Consider the following 24,670-nt stretch of genomic DNA (forward strand, 5'->3'; position numbering starts at 1 on the left):
ATTGATTTTAGTAACGCGTGCATTACTTCATTAGTTTGCATTGTTTTTTGATGCAAACTAATGTAAGCCAGCACCAGCGCTGGTGCGGCTCGGAGCTACAAATGCATCTGCATTAAAACCGACCTATAAAGCGGGCAGGCGTGGCGGGGTGAGCATTGCGTGTATGAAAGTAGGTAATCCTTTTAATTGAGCCGCACCCGACATGGTATGGTAGAAAGTGAGATAAAAAGAAAAGCGATAAGGCGGTTCTAGAGCATGCATGACTATGCCGCATGAATCCGCATGATCGTTTGAGTGTCGTTTATCCTCCGGTCCGCCAGTTCTGGCGGGCTTTCCCCTGTTTATTGCATTTGCATGAAAACTATTACATGAAGCGCGCAGGCGTGGCGGGGATAGCATTGCGCGCAGAGGGGGAAAACATGTGTGTCGTGGGCTGCGTCAGCCCCCGGAGGCGTGCGCAATGGTTTGAGGTGGCAGAGAGATGATTAAGCATGGGGGGCGCGCAAAATGCGTCTGAGGGCGTCAGGCGGCGTCTGGCATTGGTCAGAATCAATATGGTACAGTTTTAACCAATCCGGTTACCCATGTAAGGGAATGATATGGATACAACTGAGCAGTTAAACGGGACTTATTTTTACGGCGGGCTTACCAACCTGTCCGCCGGAGAGCTTTATTTCTGGATAATGATTGATGTGACTGCCGAGCATTTCAGCGGTGCAAAAGATATCATCGCGCTGGCTGCGATCTACTCGGGACAAAATACGATTGACGTATCCGGCAAGCTAAACGGGGCCTGGAAAGGTACCTCTTATGCTTCGGTTTATTCCCGCAAGCTGTTACGCGATTACCGCCTTCCGTTCAGATTGCCTACGTGGATACAAAATCCCAAAAAGCCGCTTCAAATTAAAATGTTAATGACTCACAAGCTGGGGACGTTTGTCGGTCGCACAATCCCGGTTTTAGGCTGGGCACTTATGGCCGCTGATGTGGCAGAAATAGGCTGGAAAGCCACGGTAAAATACAACCGGATTGCCAATAAGGACGACAGGATATGGTAAGCGAGGATACAGAAAAGGCCGTATTTGCGCTGGTTGAAGATTATAACGGCAGAAGTCTGTTCACGTTCAGGCGTTATAAGCTTGAGCTGGACACCGATCTGAACAACGACTTTCGCATGGATCCTATTGACGCGTATGAGCTGTTGGAACGCTATGCTGAAAAGTTTGGTATTGACCCCGGCACTATTACATTTGCCGAATATTTCCCGGAAGATTTCACTGTGTCCCATGATCCGCTGACTATTCGTCTGTTGGTTGAGTCTGCACGGGCCGGTCGCTGGCTGGGTAAATAATTAACGCCTGCAAAGGCAGGCGCTATATTTTCAGTTTGTTGCGTTCGCTTCCAGTGAATAGGGACGGAATGCGATTACCTCTTCCCCCATCCAGTCGTTTATCTCCTTCAGTCGCTCCTGTAGCGGCGTCAGCTCGTTCCTGACGAAAACCTGTGACGCCTTCACCGCATCCCCGAACCCACCGGAGTTGTCCGGGATAATCCCCATCATCTGCGGCGGCACGCGGTGCGCGCTCAGGAGGTCGTCGCGGCTCGCCTTCTTGATGTTAAAGAAATAGTCCTTTGTCGCTACCTCGCTGAGCGGCAGGATCTTAATCCCGTCCGGCTTGCCGTTTGGCGCGTACATAAACAGGTTGCGGAAGTTACCCAGGCCTTTCGTGTCGCGCATCGCCTGGCGCATCCGGTCGATATCGCTGCTGCTCTGCGCCGACGCAGGCGGAGCTGGCCTCCGCCGGCGATATGGGGAAAAAGTTTGGTAACGCCCTGGGGGAGGCGCTGCAATTCGCGTCCGGACAGCTTGACCAGCTCATGGGTGGCATCAGCTGGGTACTGGAAAAGCTCGGCATCATTGATACGAAATCTGACGGGCTGAAAGGCAAGGTGCCGGAGCATGAACAGCATGATGCCGTGGCGCCGAACGGGCTGCCGTACCTGCTGGGCGACACTGGCGCGCCGTATCAGCCGGTCGTGGCGCCGGCGGCAAAGGCCGGCTACACCGACCAGAGCCAGAACAGCTACCAGTACGATATCCACATGCATCCGGGCATGACCAAAGACGACGCGCTGGCGCTGATGGCACAGCATCAGGCGCGCGAACAGCGAAACCGCCAGGCGCAGCAGCGCAGCAAAATGGGCTGGGAGGATTAAACCATGATGATGATTTACGGCATGCTGCCGTTCATGCTGCAGACGCTGCCTTATGACGAGCTGCAGCGCAGCGTTGACTACCGCTGGCCGACAAACAGCCGCATCGGACAGCGGGCAGCGGCGCAGTTTATCGGGCCAGGGGATGAGAAAATCACCCTCAGCGGCGAGCTGCGCCCGGAGATCACCGGCGGCGCGGTGTCGCTGCTGACGCTGAAAGTGATGGCCGACGAGGGCCGGGCGTGGCCGCTGATAGGCGGTAACGGCACCATTTACGGCATGTACGTGACGCAGAGCCTCGCGGACTCGCACAGCGAATTTTACAGCGACGGCAGCGCGCGCAAAATTACCTTTAACCTGAGCCTGCTGCGCGTTGATGAGTCCCTGGCTGCGATGTTCGGCGATCTGAAAAAGCAGGCGGACGGACTGATAAGCGGTGCGGGCAACCTGCCGGGCCAGGTCACGTCGGCGATCGACAGCCTTAAGTCAGCGGCCGGCAGCGTGATTTCTTCCGCAGGAGGGCTTTTATCATGACGGGTATCAGCAGCCTGCCGGTGCAGGCAGGTGCCCGTCTTTCCCCCGACTTCAGGCTGACCGTGAATGCAAAGGATGTGACCGCGAACCTGCGCGACCGTCTGCTGTCGCTGACGCTCACTGACAACCGCGGCTTTGAGGCTGACCAGCTGGACATTGAGCTGGACGACGCCGACGGCCAGCTGGCGCTGCCGGTACGCGGCGCGGTGGTAAAACTGTTTCTCGGCTGGGCGGGCCAGCCGCTCACCGGGAAAGGCGAGTTTACCGTGGATGAGGTGGAGCATCACGGCGCGCCGGATACGCTGACCATTCGCGCCCGCAGCGCGGACTTTCGCGGCACCCTGAACTCGCGTCGCGAGGAGTCCTGGCACGATACCACCCTGGGCGCCGTGGTGAAGCAGATAGCAGAGCGCAACAAGCTGACGCCCGCTATTGCGGCTGAGTTTACGGATATTACGGTACGTCACATCGACCAGACGCAGGAGACCGACGCTAAATTTCTGACGCGTCTTGCCTCACTGCATGGTGCGGTGGCGGCCATCAAGGCGGGACGCCTGCTGTTTATGCGCCCCGGCGGCGGCGTGACAGTCGGCGGTAAGCCGATCCCGCAGCTGACGCTGACCCGCCAGGACGGCGACCGGCACAGCTTCAGCATTGCCGATCGCGGCGCCTATACCGGCGTGACGGCCAGTTGGCTGCATACCAGAGATCCGAAGCCGAAAAAGGTTAAACTGCAGCGCAAGCCTAAAGAGAAACATCTGCGCGCACTGGAGCATCCCGCCGCGAAAAAAAAGAAGGTCACGGCCACAAAAACCCCGGAAGCCCGTGAAGGGGAATATCTGGCAGGCAGTGAAGATAACGTTTTTGCGCTGACCACGGTTTACGCCACCAAAGCGGCGGCCATGCGCGCCGCAAAAGCCAAATGGGAAAAGCTGCAGCGCGGCGTTGCGGAGTTTTCGCTGACGTTGGCGATGGGCCGGGCCGATTTATTCCCCGAGATGCCAGTGAGGGTAAGCGGCTTCAAGTCAGTGATCGACGCGCAGCCCTGGCTCATCAGCAAGGTCACGCACAACCTGAACGGCAACGGCTACACCACTACGCTGGATTTTGAAGTGCTGCTGTCTGATGTGGATTATGAAGCGGAAGCCGACGACAGCAAAGAAATTTAAATTAAACAAAGCAAACTTTAGTTTGCAAAAGCAAGTTTAGTTATTAAAATGCAAACATCGTCTCTGTTTCGCTTGTTTAAGGTAGGTTCACCATGATGCATTGCCCGCTTTGCCAGACTGCTGCTCATGCCAAAAGCAGCCGATACATATCGCGTGAGACCAAAGAACGCTATCACCAGTGTCAGAACATCAACTGCAGCTGTACGTTCAAGACGCACGAAACCGTAGCAAGCGTGATCGTATCGCCAGGCGTAGTTAATAAAGTCAGCCTGCACAGCCAATACCAAAACCAGCCTTCTCTGCTGCACTGATACTGCTCTCCCCTCCCCAGCCTACCGATTCAATACTAACCTGCTCCGGCAGGTTTTTTTATGTTTGATGGATTTTAAACAAACATTGAATACTGTTTTTATATACAGTAATTTACTTCGCGTTTCAGAACGTGAGATTGATTATGGCAATAAGGAAACTCAAGACAGGCAAGTGGCTTTGTGAATGCTATCTCAACGGCCGTGAAGGGAAGCGCGTCAGGCGTCAGTTTAAAACGCGCGCGGAGGCCATTGCATTCGAACAGTACACGCAGGAAGAGACCAAAGCCAAACCTTGGCTCGCTGAAAAAGAAGATAACCGTCGTCTTAGTGAACTGGTAGATCTCTGGTATAAATTGCATGGTTGTTCGCTGAATGACCGCAAAGGCAGGCTCGGTAAGCTCAATATTATTTGCAAAGGCATGGGCGATCCTGTCGCAGCCAATATTACCCCGAAGGATTGGGCCCACTACCGTGATCGAAGGCTTCAGGGGTTAATCGAGAATGGTTATAAAACCAGCGCTAAATCCTTAAAAGTTTCCCCCGGGACAATAAACTGTGAGCATGCTTTTTTGCGGGCGCTCTTCAATGAGCTGGAACGTCTCGGTGAAATCACCTACCCCAACCCACTTAAAAATATTCGTGAATTTGATCAACCGGAAAAGGAAATGGCCTGGCTGACAGAGTCACAAATAGAGAAACTGTTTGCCGCCTGCGAAAAGCATGGGAATCCCGACCTGACCCTGATTATTAAAATCTGTCTTTCTACGGGCTGTCGCTGGAGCGAAGCGGCAAATTTGAAAGCCTCCCAGCTGTCACCCAGAAAAATCACCTTCGTTAACACCAAAGGCAAAAAAAACCGCACCGTTCCCATTAGCGCAGCATTGTATGAAGAGCTTAAATACAAAGAAGGACGTTATTTTGCTGAGTGTTACCGCCAGTTCTATCGCGTAATCCGCCTGGCTGGTATTGAGTTACCTGAAGGCCAGATGAGCCACGTCTTACGTCATAGCTTCGCAAGCCATTTTATGATGGCTGGAGGAAACATACTTGTGCTGCAACGTATATTGGGACACTCAGATATTCGGGTAACGATGCGGTACGCCCACTTCGCACCAGACCATTTAGAAGATGCAGTCTCTTGCAACCCACTGGCGCTAATAGCTAAAAAAAGTGGCGACAAAATGGCGGTAGAAGATCCAACAGGGTAAAACAGCAGGTAACAGGATAATGATTAAGTGACTGATTTTTCACTAACTTATTGTTTATAAAGTATAAATAAAAAAAGACCGAATACGATTCCTATATTCGGTCCAGGGAAATGGCTCATTTAAGAGCCGTGCGCTAAAAGTTGGCATTGATGCAGGCGATGTCGCCTTGCCTTTTAAAGCGTAGAACAGACGTGCGGATTTTCCAGCCAGATGTAAACAGGCTGCAAAGAAGAGTTGAACTCTGTGAGGTTAACGGCAGAACTGTAACGGAGAGCTGTCGCTTAGCGCCAGCATTGACTACAGGAAAATGGCGCGGCCCGGCCGCGCCGTCAGCATTAATTGCAGAGCTTTTCCGCGCGATCGATAATCGGCTGCAGGCTGGCTTTCTGCCCCGGATGCTGCGGGTCATCATTTTGGATCACGGCAATCGGCTGCGCCTGCGCCTGACCCGAGGCCACTTTCTGCGCCGCTTTATCATTCAGCGGGTATTGCATCAGAGTGCTGGGATTAATGGCAAACAGCGCATGCTCTTTGGTACAGGTGAGCATCACCTCTTCACGGTTAAACGGCCATTTATCTTTGCCGATTTCAAAACGGCTGATCGTGATCACTTCCGATGCCGCCAGCGCGCTGGTGCAGCATCCCATCGCCAGTACCAATCCGATGATTTTCTTCATTGCATTACCTTATTGTCTTACGCTTGCCCGAAGCCCCGGGCTTTCTGTTATTACGGCTGCAGCGTGGCGAAAAAGCTGACTAAAAAGACCACCACCACCGCAGTCAGTAGTTCAAACTGCGTTGCGCGCACAAACCATTGCTGTGCCCTGCCGTCTGGCTGACGAAAACGCGGCACCAGCCAGTAGCGGTTAAACAACGCGGTACAAACCATCAACGCTACCAGCCCGATTTTAACCAGCAGCAGCAGCCGGTAGTCATTCTCCGCCGGCCACGGCCAGCCGACGATCAACCCGGTGTTGATAACGCCGCTGATAAGCGTCAGCGCCACGGCCAGATGCCCATAGCGCGAAAAACGCATCATGGCGCGTATCGCATCGGCGCGCAATGCCGGCTGCCGCGCGTCGCGCATCAGCCATAGCAGCGGCATCAGGCCGCCGGTCCAGAACGCGGCGCCCGCAAGATGTACCGCATGGTTAATGCGCTGCAGCGATCCGCACCAGCCGTCCAGCATCGCCGCGTGCCCCACCAGCGCCAGGCCGCCAAGCTGAACAATGCCGCACAACAACAGCATACGCTGCCGCCATGCGCCGCGCGCCGCCAGGCTCAGGCAGGCGAGCAGCGCGAACAGCAGCTGAATGCGCCACGCCTGGCCGAAGCCGGTATGCAGCACCGCGCGCCAGATGGCGGGTTGGGCGATATTGCGCCCGTCGCCGCTCATCAGGCCGGTCTGCAACGCCAGCATCGCCAGCGCGCTCAGCAACGCCAACAGCGCGCTGGCCGTCAGCGTCGGCATCAGGCGGCGGCTAAGCAGCGGCCGATAACGACGCGGCGCCAGCAGCGCGCTATAAAAGGCGCTGCCGGTCAGCAGCATCAGGGCGCTGAAATGAAGCCAACGGCAGAGGATATAAAGCGATTCCAGCGTCATGGTTACTTCACGCTGAAAGTGTAGCTTCCTTTGGTTTTGTGGCCATCCACCGACAGCACGTGCCAGTTAACCTGGTAGCTGCCGCCCGGAAGCGGTTTCTCCAGCGGCACGATCAGCTGGTTATGCTGCTGCGGCGCGCGCTCGGCTTCTGCAGTCGGCATTGCCTGCTGGCCTGCGCCAAGGATTTCTACGCCGCTGAACGCCGGTTCGATATCTTCAGAGAAGGTCAGGGTCAGCGCCTGCGGAGATGCCTCAACCTTCGCGTTGGCGGCGGGATATTGTGATTTCAGGTGGGCATGGGCCAACGCAGCCGGAGAAAAGGCGACCGCCAGTACCAGGAGGGCTGCGCCAGGTAAAGCAGAGATGCGGTTTTTCAACATGATTTCATCCTGTAAACTATCGTGGTTGTCACCGACGAGGCCGCAGCATACTCTCCGTACCGAAAGCTGTCGAGGCAATAACGGCGATCCGCCCGGGCCGCGTCGTGCTTATACAGAGGAGCAAAAAATGAGTAACAACCTGGCAACACTATCGCAGGATGAGAAGGATAAAGTGAACGTCGATTTAGCCGCAGCAGGCGTCGCGTTTAAAGAGCGTTACAATATGCCGGTGGTGGCGGAGATCGTAGAGCGCGAGCAGCCGGAAGCGCTGCGCGACTGGTTCCGCCAGCGCCTGATGCATCATCGACAGGCGTCGCTTAATCTTTCCCGCCTGCCCTGGGAACCGAAGAAATAACAGTGCGCCCACGCGCTAAGAGGCTCTATGCTACGCGTTATTGATACTGAAACCTGCGGCCTGCAGGGCGGTATCGTTGAGATCGCTTCCGTCGACGTGATTGACGGACAAATCGTTAACCCCATGAGCGATCTGGTCTGCCCCGACCGTCCCATCAGTCGTCAGGCGATGGCGGTGCATCGCATTACCGAAGCGATGGTGGCCGATAAGCCGCCGATCGAGGCGTTGATCCACCGTTATCACGGCAGCCCTTATTACGTTGCGCATAACGCCAGCTTCGACCGTCGCATGCTGCCGGAGATGCACGGCGAATGGATCTGCACCATGAAGCTGGCGCGTCAGCTCTGGCCAGGCCTGCGCTACGGCAACCAGGCGCTGCGCGAACATCTGAAGCTGGAGGTGACGCCGCCCGCCGATCTCCATGCGCACCGCGCGCTGTATGACTGCTACGTCACCGCCGCGCTGCTGATCCGCATTATGGAGACCTCCGGCTGGGACGCGCCGCGCATGACGGGCGTTGTTGGCACCTCGGCCTCGGGTGGGCTGGATGTGATGCCGTTCGGCAAATATCGGGGTCGCGCCATTGCCGAGGTAGCGAAACGCGATCCCGGCTATCTGCGCTGGATGCTGAACGCTATCCCGGATCTGAAACCTGCCCTGCGCACCGCGCTACAGAAGCAGGTTAATCAGGAAGATTAATAGCCGCTACCGCTGTGCAGCGTGCCTTGCGCCAGCCCGATGATAAAAGCGAACTCCAGCGAGACGCCCTCATAAGATTTAAAGCGCCCCGATTTACCGCCGTGACCGGAGTCCATATCGGTACAGAGCAGCAGCAGGTTTTCATCCTTCTTCTGCTCGCGCAGTTTCGCTACCCACTTGGCCGGTTCCCAGTACTGTACCTGCGAATCATGCAGCCCGGTCGTCACCAGCATATGCGGATAGTGATGCTCGCCGACATTGTCGTACGGGCTGTACTGCTTCATATAGTGGTAGTACTGCGGATCGTTGGGGTTGCCCCACTCGTCATATTCGCCGGTGGTCAGCGGGATGGTCTCATCCAGCATGGTGGTCACCACATCCACAAAAGGCACCTGCGCCACCACGCCGTGAAAACGATCGGGTTGCTGGTTGATCACCGCGCCCATTAGCAGCCCGCCGGCGCTGCCGCCCATGGCGTACAGCCGCTGCGGATCGCCATAACCCTGCTGCACCAGCGCGTCGGTCACGTCGAGGAAATCGTTGAAGGTGTTCATCTTGTTCAGCAGACGGCCGTCGTCATACCACTGCTGCCCCAGCTCGCCGCCACCACGCACGTGAACCAGCGCATAGATAAAGCCGCGATCGAGCAGGCTCAGCCGGCTGGAACTGAAATCGGCATCCATGATTGAACCGTAGGAGCCATAGCCATATACCAGCATCGGATTTTTGCCCGGCTGATAGTGCTGGCGGTGATAGACCAGCGACACCGGCACTTCGACGCCGTCGCGCGCCTTGATCCAGAGATGCTCGCTTTTATAGTTGGCGGAGTCGAAGCCGTTAATCTGCGTCTGCTTCAGTACGCGCCGCTCGCCGGTATCCATATCCAGCTCAAACAGCGTGGTGGGCGTGGTCATTGAGGAGTAGCCGTAGCGCAGCTTGCTGGTCTCCGGCGAGGCGTTAAAGGCCAGCCAGGTGACATAAGCAGGATCGTCGAAGGCGATCCCGAAGGTCTCGCCGGTGCGCCAGCAGATCTGCCGCAGGCTGGAAAGCCCGCGCTGACGCTCTTCCACCACCAGCCAGTCGCGGAACAGCTGGAAATCTTCCATCACCACATGGTCGCGCGGCGCGATAATAGTCTCCCAGCGCGACTCATCCAGATAGCTGGTGCGGTAGAGGCCAAAGTTTTTGCCGTCACGGTTGGATCGCAGCCAGAAGCGGTGATCGTAGTGGTCAAGCGTATACTCATGCCCTTTGCGGCGCGGCACGAAGACGCGCGGGCGCGCATCGGCATATTCCGCGTCAAGCAGGTGAATTTCTGTGGTGGTGGTGCTGTGCAGCGCGATTAAAACGAAATGCTCCGAGGTGGTTTTATGCACGCTGAGGTAAAAGGTATCGTCCTTCTCTTCATAAACCAGCTCATCATCCTGCTGCGGCGTGCCGACATTGTGGCGCCATACCTGATAAGGCAGCAGCGTCTGTTTATCTTTACGCACATAGTAGAGGGTTTTTGAGTCGTTGACCCAGGCAAAACTGGGTGAGACGTTCTCCAGCACCTCCGGATACCAGTTACCGGTCTCCAGGTTGCGGAAGCGGATGCCGTACTGGCGGCGCGAGAGGAAATCCTCCGCCAGCGCCATAATACGGTTATCGGGGCTGACGTCCAGCGCGCCCATGGTATAGAACTCGCTGTGGGAAGCGCGCTGGTTGGCGTCAAGCAGCGTCTCCCACTCGTCCGGCGTGTCCGTTTCCGCCGGCTGGCGCAGATAGATGGCGTATTCGTTGCCTGCTTCATAGCGGCTCTGATAGCGATAGCCGTTTTTCACGTACGGCACGCTGTAATCCTGCTGAGAAATACGCCCGACCATCTCTTTCAGCAGCCGATCCTGCAGCGCCTTCTGCGACAGCATGACCTTGTGGCCGTAGTTGTTTTCCGCGTGCAGATAATCCAGCACCTCAGGATCGTCGCGCTGATCGTCACGCAGCCAGTAGTAGTGATCGACGCGTGTATCGCCGTGCAGCGTCATCTCATGGGCAACTTTTTTTGCTTTAGGTGGCATCATAACGGTTACTGTTTCCAGACAAACATCCATTAAGGGTGGCAGCTAAGGCCATGATTGCCAAGCGGTGAGCGGTAAAAAGCAGCAGGCAGCCTGTCGCCAGGCGGCGTCAGGCCTTAACAACAGAAAATCAGGACGGCAGCTTCTCTTTTTCCTGACGGATATCTTTTTCAATCTCTTCGCGTACGTCTGGCGGGATTTTCAGCGCGTCGCCCAGCTCTTTCAGATAGCTGCGCTCCATAAAGTGATCGACATCGATGGTCGCGCAGCTGAGGAAGTAAAGCTCCAGCGCCTCTTCCTCATTTTTTACGCCCTGCGCCAGCCAGTGCGGATCGAGCGGACGATTGATCGCCTGCTGGATCAGCGCTTCCGCCTGTTCGCCGTAGCCCGCCTGATGAATGTTCTGCTCAATCGCCTTACGCTCATCGCCGTCGATATGGCCGTCGCTCTTGGCGGCGAACACCAGCGCGGTAATCAGACGCTCCGCCCGCTGATCGACCGGGGTCGTCTGCTGGCCGAACTGCGGCTCGTCCTGATGAGCTTCGCGCACGCGCTGTTTGTATTTGTTCCACAACAAGGTGCCCGCCGCCGCGCCGCCGCCGATAATCAGTGCGTTTTTGCCATATTTGGTCAGCAAATTGCGCGAGGTTTTGCTGGAGATCAGCAGGCCCGCCAGGCTGCCAAGCGCGCCGGGCGCCAGCATCTTATTTAAGGCTTCGCTGCCACCCTGCGCTTTCGCGCCCGCGTTGCCGAGATTTTTGTTGCCTAACAGTTGTTGAATTTGCTGCAGCCAGTTACTCATAGTCTCTCCTTTCGCAATATGCGTTTCAGTCTGAAGCACCGGACGTCAAGAAGCGTAAGCGGAAGCAAACAGATGAAAACGCCGCGTCGGAAAACCGGCGCGGCGTCAGGCAGGACAGACAAAATAATAAAACGAACGCGATACCGTTACACGCTCAGGCGCCCCGGCGCGTTGTCTGAAACGATGCGGCCGCCTGCTAAGCACGCGACCGCAGCTCTGCCTGACCCGCGGGTAGCCCCGCTCTGCTCAACCTCTTCTGAACAAAGTGTGGCTGATATTCGTCAGGCTGCAATGTTGATCAGGCTGCCTTAACGGCGCGCACCTTTTTGCTGCTCTCTTCATCAGCCGCTTTCGGCGCGGCATTGTCAGGCTGCGCTTCCGGCAGCTTGCTGGTGCGCAGAATATGCTGCACCGCATCTTTCTGCTCGGCCAGGAACAGGCCCAGGTTTTCAAACTGCGCCTCATCCAGCGACAGCTCGCTCTGCAACAGCCAGTCAGTAAAGGCCTCCGCCATATCGAGCATTTTGTCGTATGCGTCTGCTTCTTTCTTGCTGGCAAATGTCATCTTTTCTTCACCTTTTCTCACCACTACAAATTTGGTTTCAACAGCCATGACTCACCTCGATTACTGTATTTTTATACAGTATAGCAGGCCCAATATTGAGATCAAGCTTTCCCGACAGCTGCGTACGCAAACGTTTTCGTATATACTGCGCGCGTTTTTCTTCTTCACTTTTCAGGTAGAGATTATGACGACTCTTGGAACGGCGCTGCGTCCGGGCGCGACACGCGTTATGCTGCTGGGCTCCGGCGAATTGGGTAAAGAAGTGGCGATAGAATGCCAGCGGCTGGGCGTGGAGGTGATCGCCGTCGATCGTTACGCTGATGCGCCGGCGATGCATGTTGCGCACCGCAGCCATGTGATCAATATGCTGGACGGCGCAGCGCTGCAAGCGCTGATCGCTCAGGAGCGTCCCGATTACGTGGTGCCTGAAATCGAAGCGATCGCCACCGATACGCTGCTCGAGCTGGAGCAGCAGGGCCAGCGCGTGGTACCCAACGCGCGCGCGGCGCGTCTGACCATGAACCGTGAAGGCATCCGTCGCCTGGCGGCGGAAACCCTGGGGCTGCCCACCTCCTCCTACCGTTTCGCCGACAGCCAGCAGGCGTTTATCGCTGCGGCGCAAGAGATCGGCTTTCCCTGCATCGTTAAGCCGGTGATGAGTTCCTCTGGCAAGGGGCAGAGCTTTATCCGCGAAGCGGCGCAGTTGCCGCAGGCGTGGGAGTATGCGCAACAGGGCGGCCGCGCCGGCGCCGGCAAAGTGATCGTCGAAGGCGTGGTGAAATTCGATTTTGAAATCACCCTGCTTACTATCAGCGCGGTGGACGGCATTCACTTCTGCGCGCCGATTGGTCACCGTCAGGAGGATGGCGACTACCGCGAATCCTGGCAACCGCAGCAGATGAGCCCGCTGGCGCTGCAGCGCGCTCAGGCGGTCGCCGAAAAAGTGGTGACCGGGCTGGGCGGTTTCGGCCTGTTCGGCGTCGAGCTGTTTGTTTGCGGCGATGAGGTGGTGTTCAGCGAAGTTTCGCCACGCCCGCACGACACCGGCATGGTGACGCTAATTTCGCAGGATATGTCGGAGTTCGCGCTGCACGTACGCGCCTTTCTCGGTCTGCCTGTCGGCGCGGTACGTCAGTATGGTCCCGCCGCTTCGGCGGTGATCCTGCCGGAACTGCGCAGCGGCGATGTCCGCTACGGTAACCTTGAGCAGGCGCTGGGCGCCGGTCTGCAGCTGCGGCTGTTTGGCAAGCCGGATGTGGAAGGAAAACGGCGAATGGGCGTCGCGCTGGCGACCGGGGAAAGCACAGAAGAAGCGGTCGCGCGGGCGGTGGCCGCCGCGGCCGTCGTGCAGGTCAGCGGCTGAGGCGGACGGCTCTCCCGCAGCGAGAGAGCCGCTATGTCTTAACGCGCGCCGGCGACGGCTTCGCGCGCCAGTTCGGTAATACGCTGATAATCGCCGGAGGCCAGCGCGTCATTCGGCACCAGCCAGGAGCCGCCGATGCACAGCACGCTGTTCAGCGCCAGATAGTCGCGGTAGTTTTTCGGCGAAATGCCGCCGGTCGGACAGAAGCGCACCTGCGGGAAAGGCCCGGCAATCGCCTGCAGCGCTTTCACCCCGCCATTCGCTTCCGCCGGGAAGAATTTAAATTCGCGCAGGCCATATTGCATTCCGGTCATCAGTTCGGAAACGGTGCTGATGCCGGGGATCAGCGGAACGGTGCCTTCCACCGCCGCCTGCAGCAGCGGCTCGGTGATGCCCGGGCTGATGACAAACTGGGCGCCGGCGGCGGTCACTTCCGCCAGCTGCTGGGTATTGATTACCGTTCCGGCGCCGACGATGGCATCCGGCACTTCCTGAATGATCGCTTTCAGCGCATCCATCGCCACCGGCGTGCGCAGCGTCACTTCCAGCACCCTTACGCCGCCTGCCACCAGCGCTTTAGCCATCGGCACCGCGTGCGCCAGATCGTTAACCACGATCACCGGCACGACCGGTCCGGTTGTCAGAATCGCCTCAGCGCTTGTTTTCCAGTTTTTCATCGTTCTACTCTCCTGTCAGGCCAGCGAACCCATCCGACCACTGGCAATAATGGCGCGCATCCGCGCAGCAAAGGAAACGCTCAATACCATACCCGATTTTATTCGCGGCCGTCCACGCCCTTCAGCAGTTTTTGAAACTGCGGTTCACTTTTTCAGATAAGCGCGTCAGGGCAAAAAAAAGCCCGCTTTTCGCGGGCTTAGTCACTCAGTGTTATTCAAACTCGTTCCAGGAACGGCCGTCGCGCGTGATCATTGCGACAGAGGCGACCGGCCCCCAGGTGCCAGCCTGATACGGCTTCGGCGCCTCGTTATCGGCGGACCATGCGTCGATGATGGAGTCGACCCATGTCCATGCCGCTTCCACTTCGTCACGGCGCACAAACAGCGCCTGAATGCCGCGCATGCTTTCCAGCAGCAGACGTTCATAGGCATCCGCCAGGTGAGACTGATTAAAAGTCTCGGAGTAGCTCAGGTCGAGCTTGGTGGTCTGCAGGTTATGCTTGTGATCAAGACCCGGCACTTTATTCAGGATCTCGATATCCACCCCTTCATCCGGCTGCAGGCGAATGGTCAGCTTGTTCTGCGGCAGCTCCTGCCAGGACTCTTTAAACAGGTTCATTTCCGGGTTTTTAAAGTAAACCACGACTTCAGAACATTTGGTCGGCAGACGCTTGCCGGTGCGCAGGTAGAACGGCACGCCCGCCCAGCGCCAGTTGTCGATATCGACGCGAATAGAGACGAAGGTTTCGGTGTTGCTCGCCTTGTTGGCGCCCTCTTCTTCCAGATAGCCCGGCACTTTTTTGCCCTGCACGAAGCCGGCGGTGTACTGGCCGCGCACGGTTTTTTCACGCACGTTGGTATGGTCGATGCGGCGCAGCGAACGCAGCACTTTGACCTTCTCATCGCGGATGCTGTCGGCGCTGAGATCGGAGGGGGGCGACATGGCGATCATGGTCAGCACCTGCAGCAGGTGGTTCTGGATCATATCGCGCATCTGGCCCGCTTTATCAAAGTAGCCCCAGCGGCCTTCGATGCCCACTTCTTCCGCCACGGTGATCTGCACGTGGTCGATGGTGCGGTTGTCCCAGTTATTGGCGAACAGCGAGTTGGCGAAGCGCAGCGCCAGCAGGTTCAGCACCGTCTCTTTACCAAGGTAGTGGTCGATGCGGAACACCTGGCACTCTTCGAAATATTCGCCGACCTGATCGTTAATTTCCTGCGAGGTTTCCAGCGAGGTGCCGAGCGGTTTTTCCATCACTACGCGCGCCGGTTTGGCGTTCAGCTTCGCCTGGCCGAGGCCTTTGCAGATGGCGCCGAAGGTGCTGGGCGGCATAGCGAAATAGTTAATGGTGACGCGGTTTTTCTGATCGAGCATTTTACCCAGACGCGCGAAGTGCGTGGTGTCGTTCACGTCCAGGTTGCAGAAATCGAGGCGGTTGCTGAGGCGATCCCACAGCGCTTCGTCGATTTTCTCTTTCATGAAGGTTTCCAGCGCCTCACGCACCACTTTGGTGTATTCCGCTTTATCCCATTCCGCACGCCCAACGCCGATAATTCGGGTCTGCTCATGGATCTGCCCGGCCTTTTCCAGCTGATACAGGGAAGGCAGCAGTTTCCGGCGCGCCAGATCGCCTTTGGCGCCAAAAATGACCAGATCGCATGCCTGGGCTGTTTGTGTTACCGCCATTCTTATCTCCTCGTTGCAGGATGAGTTGAGCCGAAAATTCCCGACTGGCTCAGCTCTTATTGTAATTTTATTTCAGCACAATGTACTGTGTTTAACCGGCGCGGGTAAACCGGCGCCCGCCTCTTTTGCCATAACCGCTTATTTTAGCGACGCTCTGGTCCAATCGCGCATCGATTTCACCTTACTTTTCTTATGGCTTCGGCCGGTAAAAATCAGACACAGCTCATATTCTGGCAAAAAACGTCAGGAAGCGTTTTACCTGCGCTGCCATGTTGCTGTCGCCGCACGGTATATTCTCAGTAAATGACCATCGGATGCACCTGTAAATGAAATCGACGGAAGTGATGAGCGTGACCAAATGAACAACATGCTGGACCGAATTCAAACGCAGCTTCCCCACCTCAGCAAATCTGAACGTAAGGTCGCCGAAGCGATCCTCGCGGCGCCGGAAAGCGCTATCCACTCCAGTATCGCCCTGATGGCCAGCAGCGCGGGCGTCAGCGATCCGACGGTAAACCGTTTCTGTCACAGGATGCAGACCAAAGGCTTTCCCGATTTCAAACTGCAGCTGGCGCAGAGCCTGGCGACCGGCACGCCCTGGGTGAGCCGCAATATTGACGAGCATGATGCGGCGGAAATCTACACCGATAAGCTCTTCCATTCGGCGCTGGCCGGTCTTGAACAGGTGCGCCAGCAGCTTGATATGCAGGCGATCCAGCGCGCCGTCGAACTGCTGGCGGCGGCGAAAAAGATCAGCTTCTTCGGGCTGGGCGCCTCGGCGGCGGTAGCGCACGATGCGATGAACAAATTTTTTCGCTTCAACGTGCCGGTGATCTATTCCGATGACGTGGTGATGCAGCGCATGAGCTGCATCAACAGCGGTACGGAGGATGTGGTGGTGCTGATCTCCCATACCGGCCGCACCAAATCCCTGACAGAGCTGGCACAGCTGGCGCGCGAGAACGGCGCGGCGGTGCTGGCCCTTACCGCCTCTGGCTCGCCGCTGGCGCGCGAAGCGTCGCTGCTGCTGGCGCTGGACGTGGCGGAGGATACCGACATCTATATGCCGATGGTGTCACGCATGGCGCAGCTGATGCTGATTGACGTGCTGGCGACCGGCTTCACCCTGCATCGCGGCGCCCAGTTTCGCGACAATCTCCGGCGGGTTAAAGAGGCGCTGAAAGCGTCGCGGCTGGATAAAGCGAGCGATGCCCTTTCCGCACCGCGCTAAGCGCGCCGGCGCGCGCTGTCGCCCGTTCGCTGCGTTAAATCTTGTCTGTTATCAATGAAGTTTTCCTTCAGCGTGCAGGAAGAGTGACTTTAGCAACGGGTGTCAGTATTGTATTTGTCGAACAGATTATCTTCTCTCTCCGCCGCTAAAAGCGCGCGTACGAGAGCAACAGAGAGGAAAGTTTACCCGCTGCAAGCCGATAAATAATCATAATCAGACCATCCATGCTTACTCTGTGCATCACTCAGGTTTCTACACCTTAAGGAAAACCCATGACCCGACGTCTCAGAAGAACCAAGATCGTAACCACTTTAGGCCCGGCCACCGACCGCGATAACAACCTGGAAAAGATTATTGCCGCCGGGGCTAACGTAGTGCGACTTAACTTCTCGCACGGCACGCCCGAGGATCATCAGCTGCGTGCGGATAAAGTGCGCGACATCGCCGCCCGCCTGGGCCGCCACGTCGCCATTCTTGGCGATCTGCAGGGGCCGAAAATCCGCGTGTCGACCTTTAAGGAAGGCAAGATATTCCTCAGCGTCGGCGATCGTTTTCTGCTTGACGCCGATCTGGGCAAGGGCGAAGGCGATAAAGAGAAAGTCGGCATCGACTATAAAGGCCTGCCGGAAGATGTGGTGCCGGGCGACGTGCTGCTGCTTGACGATGGCCGCGTACAGTTGAAAGTGCTGGAAGTACGCGACAGCAAAGTGTTTACCGAAGTGACGGTCGGCGGCCCGCTCTCCAACAATAAAGGGATTAACAAGCTGGGCGGCGGCCTCTCCGCCGAGGCGCTGACGGAAAAAGACAAAGCGGACATTACTACCGCAGCGAAAATCGGCGTCGACTATCTGGCGGTCTCCTTCCCGCGCTGCGGCGAAGATCTGAATTACGCGCGCCGCCTGGCACAGGAAGCGGGCAGCGACGCGAAAATCGTGGCGAAGGTGGAGCGCGCCGAGGCGGTCTCTACCCAGGCGGCGATGGACGACATTATCCTGGCGTCGGATGTGGTGATGGTGGCGCGCGGCGATCTGGGCGTGGAAATCGGCGACCCGGAGCTGGTGGGCATTCAGAAAGCGCTGATCCGCCGCGCCCGTCAACTGAACCGCGCAGTAATTACCGCCACGCAGATGATGGAATCGATGATCACCAACCCGATGCCGACGCGCGCCGAAGTGATGGACGTAGCGAACGCCGTGCTGGACGGCACCGATGCGGTGATGCTGTCAGCGGAAACCGCCGCCGGTCAGTATCCGGCGGAAACCGTCAGCGCAATGGCGAAAGTCTGCCTCGGCGCGGAAAAAGTGCCGAGTATCAATGTGTCGAAGCACCGTCTGGAAGTGCAGTTCGATAACGTCGAAGAGGCGATTGCGATGTCGGCCATGTATGCCGCCAACCACCTGCAGGGCGTCACGGCGATCATTACCATGACAGAATCGGGCCGCACCGCGCTGATGACCTCGCGCATCACCTCTGGGCTGCCCATCTTCGCCATGTCGCGTCATGAGCGCACGCTGAACCTGACAGCGCTCTACCGCGGCGTCACGCCGGTCTATTTCGACAGCAATAATGACGGCGTGGCGGCAGCGCACGATGCGATTAACCTGCTGCGCGACAAGGGCTTCCTGGTTTCCGGCGATCTGGTTATCGTGACGCAGGGCGATGTTATGGGCACTACCGGCACCACCAATACCAGCCGCGTGCTGCTGGTTGATTAACGCCTGACGCCGCGGCTGGCCTGCGGCGTTTTCACAGGTGCATTAACGCTGCGCGCGGCCGCTCCGCGCGCTGTTTGTTGCCAGGCTTTCCTTTTCCTGCTGCCTGCCTTGTTCTCTGCCAGTTGTCTCCTGCGCCTGTTATCAGCTGCTTGTCGCCTGCTATCTGACATTTGCCGCCTGCGCCTGCCTCCTGTTCTCTGTCCCCCGTTCTCTACCTTCTGCCCTCTGCACTCTGCACTCTGCACTCTGTCATCTGCCCCTGCTCACTGCCCCTGCTCACTGCCCTTTATCCTCTGCCCTCTGTATCCCGTCCGCTGCCCTCAGCATTCTGCAGCCTGCCCTCTGTCACTCACTTGCTGGCGACAATTCAGCCGATCCGGCTCGCTTTTTCCCTGTTATTTGTATCACTACTACTGAGAAAAATGTGATCTTAATCACACTTTAAATATTAATGATACTTATAACTCATTTGTCACAAAAATCCTATTGAATGATAATGATTGCTATTTATAATCGCATTCACATTATCAGTTGCAGCATTTGCGCAACATAAACAGTGATATCCGTAGGAAATGGGAGGTCTGCCGCTGAAAAAGGTTATCCCCATCGCTTCGCTTTCTTGCCGGTGAGTCTCGCCTCTTCGGCAATGCATTAAATAACTTTAACTGATGCCGTGGCGCATCAGACGTACAGGGTCGTCATACACGTTATGTCGTCACGGGGTTCTTACGTCCAAAATAAGGTCAAGGAAATGGGATTGGTTTCCGCAACAACGCAAAACAGCGCTTCAGCAGCCCGCAACGCTACCTCCGCCGACAGCGCGGCTTTTTTCTTTAATGAAGCGCAGCTGGAGCAGTACGCGCAGCAGACCCTGAGCGCGCTGGCGCTGATCCGTCAGCAGCTGCAGCAAACGGAAAAGCCATTCAGCGGCATTTTGCCGCACGAGCTGGCGCCGGCGCTGCGCGCTATCGATCTCGACACGCCGCTGGGCGATGAGCAGGCGGCGCTGGCCGAGTTGTCTGACGTCTATCTGCGCGACGCCGTCTGGTTCCACCATCCAAAATATGTGGCGCATCTCAACTGTCCCATCGTGCTGCCTTCACTGCTGGCGGAGCAGATCATGAGCGCAGTGAACAGTTCGGTGGATACCTGGGATCAGAGCGCCGGCGGCACGCTGATCGAGCAGAAGGTGATCGACTGGACGCTGCAGCGCATCGGGCTGCCCGCCGGATCCGATGGGATTTTCACCAGCGGCGGCACCCAGTCTAACCTGATGGCGATGCTGCTGGCGCGCGACAGCTGGTGCGCGCGTCAACATCCCGGCCACCTGATCAAACAGCGCGGCCTGCCGCCGGAAGCGGGCAAATGGCGAATTTTTACCTCGAAAATGAGCCATTTCAGCATTCAGAAATCGACCGCCATTCTTGGTCTTGGCTATGATGCGGTGATCGCCGTCGATCATGACGACCATTACCGCATGGATGCCGCCAAACTTGAGCAGGCGATCCAGCAGTGCCGCCAGGAAGGACTGATCCCGATTGCGGTGGTGGCCACGGCGGGCACCACCGACTTTGGCAGCATCGATCCATTGCAGGCGGTAAGCGATATCTGCCGCCACTATCAGCTCTGGATGCATGTCGACGCCGCCTACGGCTGCGGCCTGCTGGTGTCGCCGCAGCATCGCCAGCGCCTGCAGGGCATTGAGCATGCCGACTCGGTGACCGTCGATTACCACAAATCCTTTTTCCAGACCGTCAGCTGCGGCGCCTTCTTTGTGCGTGAGAGCCACCATCTCAGCCACGTCACGGTGCATGCCGACTATCTCAACCCGCTCAGCGCGCAGCAGGAAGGCACGCCTAACCTGGTCAACAAAAGCATCCAGACCACGCGCCGCTTCGACGCGCTGAAGATGTGGATGACGCTGCGCATTATGGGCGCACAGCAGCTGGGCGCAGCCTTTGACAGCGTGCTGGCGCTGGCGCAGCAAACCCATCGCCTGCTGCAGGCGCATCCGGCAATTGAAGTGCTGCACGCGCCGGAGCTGACCACCCAGGTGTTTCGCTTTATTCCACGTCCGGGTCTTAGCGACGAGATCACCGATGAGGTCAACGCGCAGATCCGCAAGGCACTGTTCCGCTCCGGCAATGCGGTGGTAGCAGGTACTAAAGTGAACGGCCGTCAGTATCTGAAGTTCACCCTGCTTAATCCAGCCACCAGCGTCGCCGATATGGAAGATGTGATAGCGCTGATCACCCATTACGGGCGCGAGCTGTCACGCAGCCTGTCATTAAACGCAGCGAATCAGTAAGGGCATAATGATGAACGACACCATTTATGACTTTATCGGCATCGGCATCGGTCCGTTTAACCTCGGTCTCGCCTGCCTTACCGCGCCGCTGGAAGAGGTCAACGGCCTGTTTCTCGATCAGAATCCCGGCTTTGACTGGCACACCGGCATGATGCTGGAAAGCGCCCATCTGCAGACGCCGTTTATGGCCGACCTGGTGACGCTGGCCGACCCCACCAGCCGCTTCAGCCTGTTGAATTATATGAAGCAGAAAGGAAAGCTTTACAGCTTTTATATCCGTGAAAGCTTTTTTCTGATGCGCAAAGAGTACAACCAGTATTGCCAGTGGGCCTGCTCGCAGCTGGATAACCTGCGCTGGAACACGCGCGTGGAGTACGCCAGCTACGATGAAGCCCGTGAGTGCTATCAGCTGCACACCGTCGATACCCGCAGCGGCGAGCGCCGCAGCTGGCTGACGCGCAAGCTGGTGCTGGGCACCGGGCCGGTCTCCTGGCTGCCGGAGTGCAGCCGCCCGCTGCGCGATCGGGTGGTGCATTCCAGCGACTACCTGGTGAATAAAGCGAAGCTGCAGGCGCAGCGCTCGATCACCGTGCTGGGCAGCGGCCAGAGCGCGGCGGAGATTTTCTACGATCTGCTGAGCGATATCGACCAGCACGACTACCAGCTGAACTGGATCACGCGCGCGCCGCGCTTCTATCCGCTGGAATACACCAAGCTGACGCTGGAGATGACCTCGCCGGAGTGGATCGACTACTTCCACGCCCTTCCCCCCGGCAAGCGCGACCAGCTGAACGCCGGTCATAAAAACCTGTTTAAAGGTATCAACAGCAGCCTGATTAACGACATCTACGATCTGATGTATATCAAGCAGCTGGATGGCGATTTGAAGGTGCGGCTGTTTACCAACTCGGCGCTGACCGGGCTGCGTCGCCTGCCGAATGATGAGCTGGAGCTGTCGCTGCACCAGCGCGAGCAGGATCAGCACTATACCCGTCGCACCGAAGGGCTGGTCATGGCGACCGGCTATCACTATCAGCCGCCGCAGTTTATCGAAGGCATCGCCAGCCGCCTGCGCTGGGATGAGCAGGGGCGCTACGACGTGCAGCGTAACTACAGTATCGATCGCCATAACGCGGTGTTCGTCCAGAACGCCGAGCTGCACACGCACGGCTTTGTGACGCCCGATCTCGGTATGGCCTGCTACCGCAACTCGGTGCTGATCCGCGAGATCGCCGGGCGCGAAATCTACCCGGTTGAGCAGCGCATCGCCTTCCAGACCTTCCCGGCAGAGACGGAGCAGTAATATGACCACGCTATATCAGTGCCAACGCGCGGCCGGGGCGTTTACCCTGCGGCCGATGACCGCCGCAGACGCCCCGCTGATCCACCGCTGGGTGACGCAGGAGTACGCCCGTTTCTGGGGAATGCAGAACGATACGCTGGAGCAGGTCGCCGCCTTTTACCGCCAGCTGACCGCTGATAATCCGCAGGCGGCGGTCATCGGTCTCTGCAACGGCGAGCCGGTTTTTCTGATGGAGTTTTATCAGGCGCAGCAGGATGAGGTGGGCAAGCACTACCCGGCGCGCCCTGACGATTACGGGATGCATATTCTGATCGCCCCGGCTGAAAAGCCGGTTGCGCAGTTCAGCTGGCAGGTGTTCAGCACGGTGATGGATTATCTGTTCAGCCTGCCGCAGGTACGCCGCGTGGTGGTGGAGCCGGACGTGCGCAATGAGAAAATTCATCGCCTGAACAAACGCGCCGGCTTCCGTTACCAGCACACCATCGATATGGGACATAAAACCGCGTGGCTCGCTTTCTGCCAGCGCGAAGATTATCAGCAGGCTCAACAGCAGGAACACTCACCGATGACAATCTCCACTTCTCTCGCTCACGGCCATCATCTTACCGGCGACAACTGGGCGCTGGCCAACCGGCTGCTGGTGCGCAAGGCGATCTCCGAATTCGCCCATGAAAAACTGATCGCCCCGCAACCCGACGGTGACGGCTGGCAGCTGGCGGTGCCGGGCGGCGAGGCGGTCTACCGCTTCCGCGCCCGCCGGCTGGCGCTCGATCACTGGCAGATCGACGCGCACACGCTGGAAAAAAGCGAAAACGGCGCGCCGCGCCCGCTGGACGCGCTGCAGTTTATCATCGAGTTTAATCAGCAGATCGGCATTCCCGCCGCCATGCTGGCAACCTATATGGAAGAGATCACCAGCACCCTGTGCAGCAGCGTCTATAAGCTGCAGAAAGGCAACCCGGACAGCGCGGCGCTGACGCAGGCGGATTTCCAGACGGTGGAAGCCTCGATGACCGAAGGCCACCCCTGCTTTGTCGCCAACAACGGCCGCATCGGCTTCGATGCGCGCGACTATCTCGCCTACGCGCCGGAAGCGGCCGCGCCGATCCGTTTGATCTGGGTGGCGGTGCATACGCGTAACGCGCATTTCTCCAGCCTCGATGCGCTGAGCTACCGGCAGCTGATAGAGGAGGAGCTGGGCGAAACCACCCTCGCGGCCTTTACCGATCGCCTGCGCGCACTGGCGCGGGATCCGCAGGATTACCTGTTTATGCCGGTACATCCCTGGCAGTGGCAGAACAAGCTGCTGACGGTATTCGCCCCCGATATCGCCGCGCACGACATTATCTGGCTGGGCGAAGGCGAAGAGGAATATCAGGCGCAGCAGTCGATCCGCACCTTCTTTAACCGCAGCCAGCCGACGAAGCGCTATGTGAAAACCGCACTGTCGGTATTGAATATGGGCTTTATGCGCGGGCTGTCGCCCTACTACATGGCCACGACGCCGGCAGTCAATCAGTGGCTGGAAGGGGTGGTCAATCAGGATCCGTGGCTGCAGCGCTGTGATTTCCGCATCCTGCGCGAAGTGGCGGCCATCGGCTACCACAACCGCTACTACGAGCGTGCCATTCAGGGCGACTCCGCCTACAAAAAGATGTTCGCCGCGCTATGGCGCGATAACCCGGTCGCGCAGCTCAAGCCGGGCCAGCGCCTGATGACCATGGCGTCGCTGCTGCATATCGATCAGCATCAGCAGGCGTTGCTGCCGGCGCTGATCGCCGATTCCGGTCTGGCGGCGGAGGCGTGGATCGATCGCTACCTCACCTGCTATCTCAGCCCGCTGCTGCACTGTTTCTATCAGCACGATATCGTGTTTATGCCGCACGGCGAAAACCTGATCCTGCTGCTGGAGAATAATGTGCCGGTCAGCGCCTATATGAAGGATATCGGCGAGGAGATCGCGGTGCTGGATCCGGAAGCGACGCTGCCGGAGAAGGCGCAGCGGCTGGCGGTGGATGTCCCCGATAACCTGAAGCTGCTCTCTATCTTCACCGACGTCTTCGACTGCATCTTCCGCTTCGTGTCGGCGATTCTGGACGACAGCGGCACGCTGCCGCAGGACCGCTTCTGGCAGCGCGTGGCGCAGTGCGTGCATGATTATCAGCAGGCGCATCCGCAGCTGGCGAGTAAATTCGCCCGCTACGATATGTTTGCCCCGACTTTCGCCCTCTCCTGCCTGAACCGGCTGCAGCTGGCGAACAATCAGCAGATGATCAATCTGTCCGATCCGGCGGAAAATCTGAAGTTCGCCGGCGAGCTGACTAACCCGATTGCCGTTTATGCGCATCAGGAATAATTGATCTGTAGTATTATTTTGACCGCTATACTGACGCGGGCGCGTCAGCATGCTGACCAACTCAAAAAGTGAGCGACAGCCCCCCGTAAGCAAAACGTCCCGCCACGCGGGCCGGGCCGGCAGGAAAACCCTG

Annotated in this window: 23 protein-coding genes and 1 pseudogene; 15 read left to right on the forward strand and 9 right to left on the reverse strand. The window is 57.7% G+C overall.

Going from position 1 to position 24,670, the window contains the following annotated elements; translation table 11 throughout:
* Positions 1 to 599 precede the first annotated feature (599 nt).
* Both C2E15_RS12080 and C2E15_RS12085 read left to right on the forward strand, forming a co-directional pair.
* Complete coding sequence (locus C2E15_RS12080; protein WP_104957584.1) at positions 600 to 1,058, forward strand: STM2901 family protein; 459 nt, start codon at positions 600 to 602, stop codon at positions 1,056 to 1,058.
* Positions 1,052 to 1,351, forward strand: coding sequence for a DUF1493 family protein (locus tag C2E15_RS12085; protein WP_104957585.1), 300 nt, complete (start codon positions 1,052 to 1,054; stop codon positions 1,349 to 1,351). The genes C2E15_RS12080 and C2E15_RS12085 overlap by 7 nt, the downstream gene beginning before the upstream one ends.
* Positions 1,352 to 1,381: 30 nt before the next feature.
* On the opposite strand, the pseudogene C2E15_RS12090 reads toward C2E15_RS12085, so the two are convergent.
* Positions 1,382 to 1,780 (reverse strand): annotated as a pseudogene (locus tag C2E15_RS12090) (phage portal protein); the annotation flags it as partial.
* A gap of 29 nt (positions 1,781 to 1,809) precedes the next feature.
* Between C2E15_RS12090 and C2E15_RS12095 the strand changes: the two are divergent.
* The 5 genes from C2E15_RS12095 to C2E15_RS12115 all read left to right on the forward strand — a co-directional run bounded on the left by C2E15_RS12095 (position 1,810) and on the right by C2E15_RS12115 (position 5,436).
* Positions 1,810 to 2,217: a hypothetical protein gene (locus C2E15_RS12095; protein WP_245912260.1), complete on the forward strand. Its 408-nt coding sequence runs from the start codon at positions 1,810 to 1,812 to the stop codon at positions 2,215 to 2,217.
* Between the two features lie 3 nt (positions 2,218 to 2,220).
* Entirely contained in the window at positions 2,221 to 2,748 is a 528-nt protein-coding gene (locus tag C2E15_RS12100; protein ID WP_104957586.1) for a phage tail protein, read from the forward strand.
* Positions 2,742 to 3,917: a phage late control D family protein gene (locus C2E15_RS12105; RefSeq protein WP_104957587.1), complete on the forward strand. Its 1,176-nt coding sequence runs from the start codon at positions 2,742 to 2,744 to the stop codon at positions 3,915 to 3,917. Before C2E15_RS12100 ends, C2E15_RS12105 begins: the two co-directional genes overlap by 7 nt.
* A 92-nt stretch (positions 3,918 to 4,009) precedes the next feature.
* Positions 4,010 to 4,228, forward strand: coding sequence for an ogr/Delta-like zinc finger family protein (locus C2E15_RS12110; RefSeq protein ID WP_084970048.1), 219 nt, complete (start codon positions 4,010 to 4,012; stop codon positions 4,226 to 4,228).
* 143 nt (positions 4,229 to 4,371) lie between these two features.
* The gene (locus C2E15_RS12115; protein ID WP_104957588.1) at positions 4,372 to 5,436 is read left to right on the forward strand and encodes a phage integrase; all 1,065 of its coding nucleotides are present in this window, start codon (positions 4,372 to 4,374) and stop codon (positions 5,434 to 5,436) included.
* Positions 5,437 to 5,771: 335 nt separating this feature from the next.
* On the opposite strand, the gene C2E15_RS12120 is transcribed toward C2E15_RS12115, so the two are convergent.
* Genes C2E15_RS12120 through yobA form a run of 3 tightly spaced genes read right to left on the reverse strand, consistent with a single transcriptional unit; the run spans position 5,772 to position 7,419 of the window.
* Positions 5,772 to 6,113 (reverse strand): YebY family protein, encoded by a 342-nt coding sequence (locus tag C2E15_RS12120; RefSeq protein WP_104957589.1) that lies wholly within the window; start codon positions 6,111 to 6,113, stop codon positions 5,772 to 5,774.
* A gap of 50 nt (positions 6,114 to 6,163) precedes the next feature.
* A complete protein-coding gene (gene copD / locus C2E15_RS12125; RefSeq protein ID WP_104957590.1) occupies positions 6,164 to 7,039 on the reverse strand; it encodes a copper homeostasis membrane protein CopD in 876 nt (291 codons plus the stop codon).
* Between the two features lie 2 nt (positions 7,040 to 7,041).
* Entirely contained in the window at positions 7,042 to 7,419 is a 378-nt protein-coding gene (gene yobA / locus C2E15_RS12130; protein ID WP_104957591.1) for a CopC domain-containing protein YobA, read from the reverse strand.
* A gap of 127 nt (positions 7,420 to 7,546) precedes the next feature.
* Between yobA and C2E15_RS12135 the strand changes: the two genes are divergently transcribed.
* Positions 7,547 to 7,774 (forward strand): DNA polymerase III subunit theta, encoded by a 228-nt coding sequence (locus tag C2E15_RS12135; protein ID WP_104957592.1) that lies wholly within the window; start codon positions 7,547 to 7,549, stop codon positions 7,772 to 7,774.
* 27 nt (positions 7,775 to 7,801) lie between these two features.
* Entirely contained in the window at positions 7,802 to 8,473 is a 672-nt protein-coding gene (gene exoX / locus C2E15_RS12140) for an exodeoxyribonuclease X (protein ID WP_104957593.1), read from the forward strand.
* On the opposite strand, the gene C2E15_RS12145 is transcribed toward exoX, so the two are convergent.
* From C2E15_RS12145 to C2E15_RS12155, 3 genes are all read right to left on the reverse strand, one after another.
* Positions 8,470 to 10,533, reverse strand: coding sequence for a prolyl oligopeptidase family serine peptidase (locus C2E15_RS12145; protein ID WP_104957594.1), 2,064 nt, complete (start codon positions 10,531 to 10,533; stop codon positions 8,470 to 8,472). The two genes, exoX and C2E15_RS12145, sit on opposite strands and share 4 nt — an antisense overlap.
* A gap of 127 nt (positions 10,534 to 10,660) precedes the next feature.
* Positions 10,661 to 11,332 (reverse strand): tellurite resistance TerB family protein, encoded by a 672-nt coding sequence (locus C2E15_RS12150; protein ID WP_104957595.1) that lies wholly within the window; start codon positions 11,330 to 11,332, stop codon positions 10,661 to 10,663.
* 298 nt (positions 11,333 to 11,630) lie between these two features.
* Complete coding sequence (locus C2E15_RS12155) at positions 11,631 to 11,945, reverse strand: YebG family protein (protein ID WP_104957596.1); 315 nt, start codon at positions 11,943 to 11,945, stop codon at positions 11,631 to 11,633.
* A 136-nt stretch (positions 11,946 to 12,081) separates the two neighbouring features.
* Between C2E15_RS12155 and purT the strand changes: the two genes are divergently transcribed.
* Positions 12,082 to 13,260, forward strand: a complete 1,179-nt coding sequence (purT, locus tag C2E15_RS12160) for a formate-dependent phosphoribosylglycinamide formyltransferase (RefSeq protein WP_104957597.1) — start codon at positions 12,082 to 12,084, stop codon at positions 13,258 to 13,260.
* A gap of 38 nt (positions 13,261 to 13,298) precedes the next feature.
* On the opposite strand, the gene C2E15_RS12165 is transcribed toward purT, so the two are convergent.
* Together C2E15_RS12165 and zwf are read right to left on the reverse strand one after the other, a co-directional pair.
* Positions 13,299 to 13,937 (reverse strand): bifunctional 4-hydroxy-2-oxoglutarate aldolase/2-dehydro-3-deoxy-phosphogluconate aldolase, encoded by a 639-nt coding sequence (locus C2E15_RS12165; protein WP_104957598.1) that lies wholly within the window; start codon positions 13,935 to 13,937, stop codon positions 13,299 to 13,301.
* Positions 13,938 to 14,148: 211 nt separating this feature from the next.
* Positions 14,149 to 15,624 (reverse strand): glucose-6-phosphate dehydrogenase, encoded by a 1,476-nt coding sequence (gene zwf, locus C2E15_RS12170; protein ID WP_104957599.1) that lies wholly within the window; start codon positions 15,622 to 15,624, stop codon positions 14,149 to 14,151.
* A 358-nt stretch (positions 15,625 to 15,982) separates the two neighbouring features.
* Here zwf and C2E15_RS12175 point away from each other — a divergent pair, with 358 nt between their 5' ends.
* From C2E15_RS12175 to C2E15_RS12195, 5 genes are all read left to right on the forward strand, one after another.
* Positions 15,983 to 16,855, forward strand: a complete 873-nt coding sequence (locus tag C2E15_RS12175) for a MurR/RpiR family transcriptional regulator (RefSeq protein ID WP_104957600.1) — start codon at positions 15,983 to 15,985, stop codon at positions 16,853 to 16,855.
* Between the two features lie 272 nt (positions 16,856 to 17,127).
* Complete coding sequence (gene pyk / locus C2E15_RS12180) at positions 17,128 to 18,570, forward strand: pyruvate kinase (RefSeq protein ID WP_104957601.1); 1,443 nt, start codon at positions 17,128 to 17,130, stop codon at positions 18,568 to 18,570.
* A 751-nt stretch (positions 18,571 to 19,321) separates the two neighbouring features.
* Positions 19,322 to 20,878: a pyridoxal phosphate-dependent decarboxylase family protein gene (locus C2E15_RS12185; RefSeq protein ID WP_104957602.1), complete on the forward strand. Its 1,557-nt coding sequence runs from the start codon at positions 19,322 to 19,324 to the stop codon at positions 20,876 to 20,878.
* Positions 20,879 to 20,888: 10 nt separating this feature from the next.
* The gene (locus C2E15_RS12190; protein ID WP_104957603.1) at positions 20,889 to 22,181 is read left to right on the forward strand and encodes a lysine N(6)-hydroxylase/L-ornithine N(5)-oxygenase family protein; all 1,293 of its coding nucleotides are present in this window, start codon (positions 20,889 to 20,891) and stop codon (positions 22,179 to 22,181) included.
* Position 22,182: 1 nt separating this feature from the next.
* Complete coding sequence (locus tag C2E15_RS12195) at positions 22,183 to 24,537, forward strand: GNAT family N-acetyltransferase (RefSeq protein ID WP_104957604.1); 2,355 nt, start codon at positions 22,183 to 22,185, stop codon at positions 24,535 to 24,537.
* Positions 24,538 to 24,670: the final 133 nt, after the last annotated feature.

The sequence above is a fragment of the Mixta gaviniae genome, assembly GCF_002953195.1.
GTDB lineage: Bacteria > Pseudomonadota > Gammaproteobacteria > Enterobacterales > Enterobacteriaceae > Mixta > Mixta gaviniae.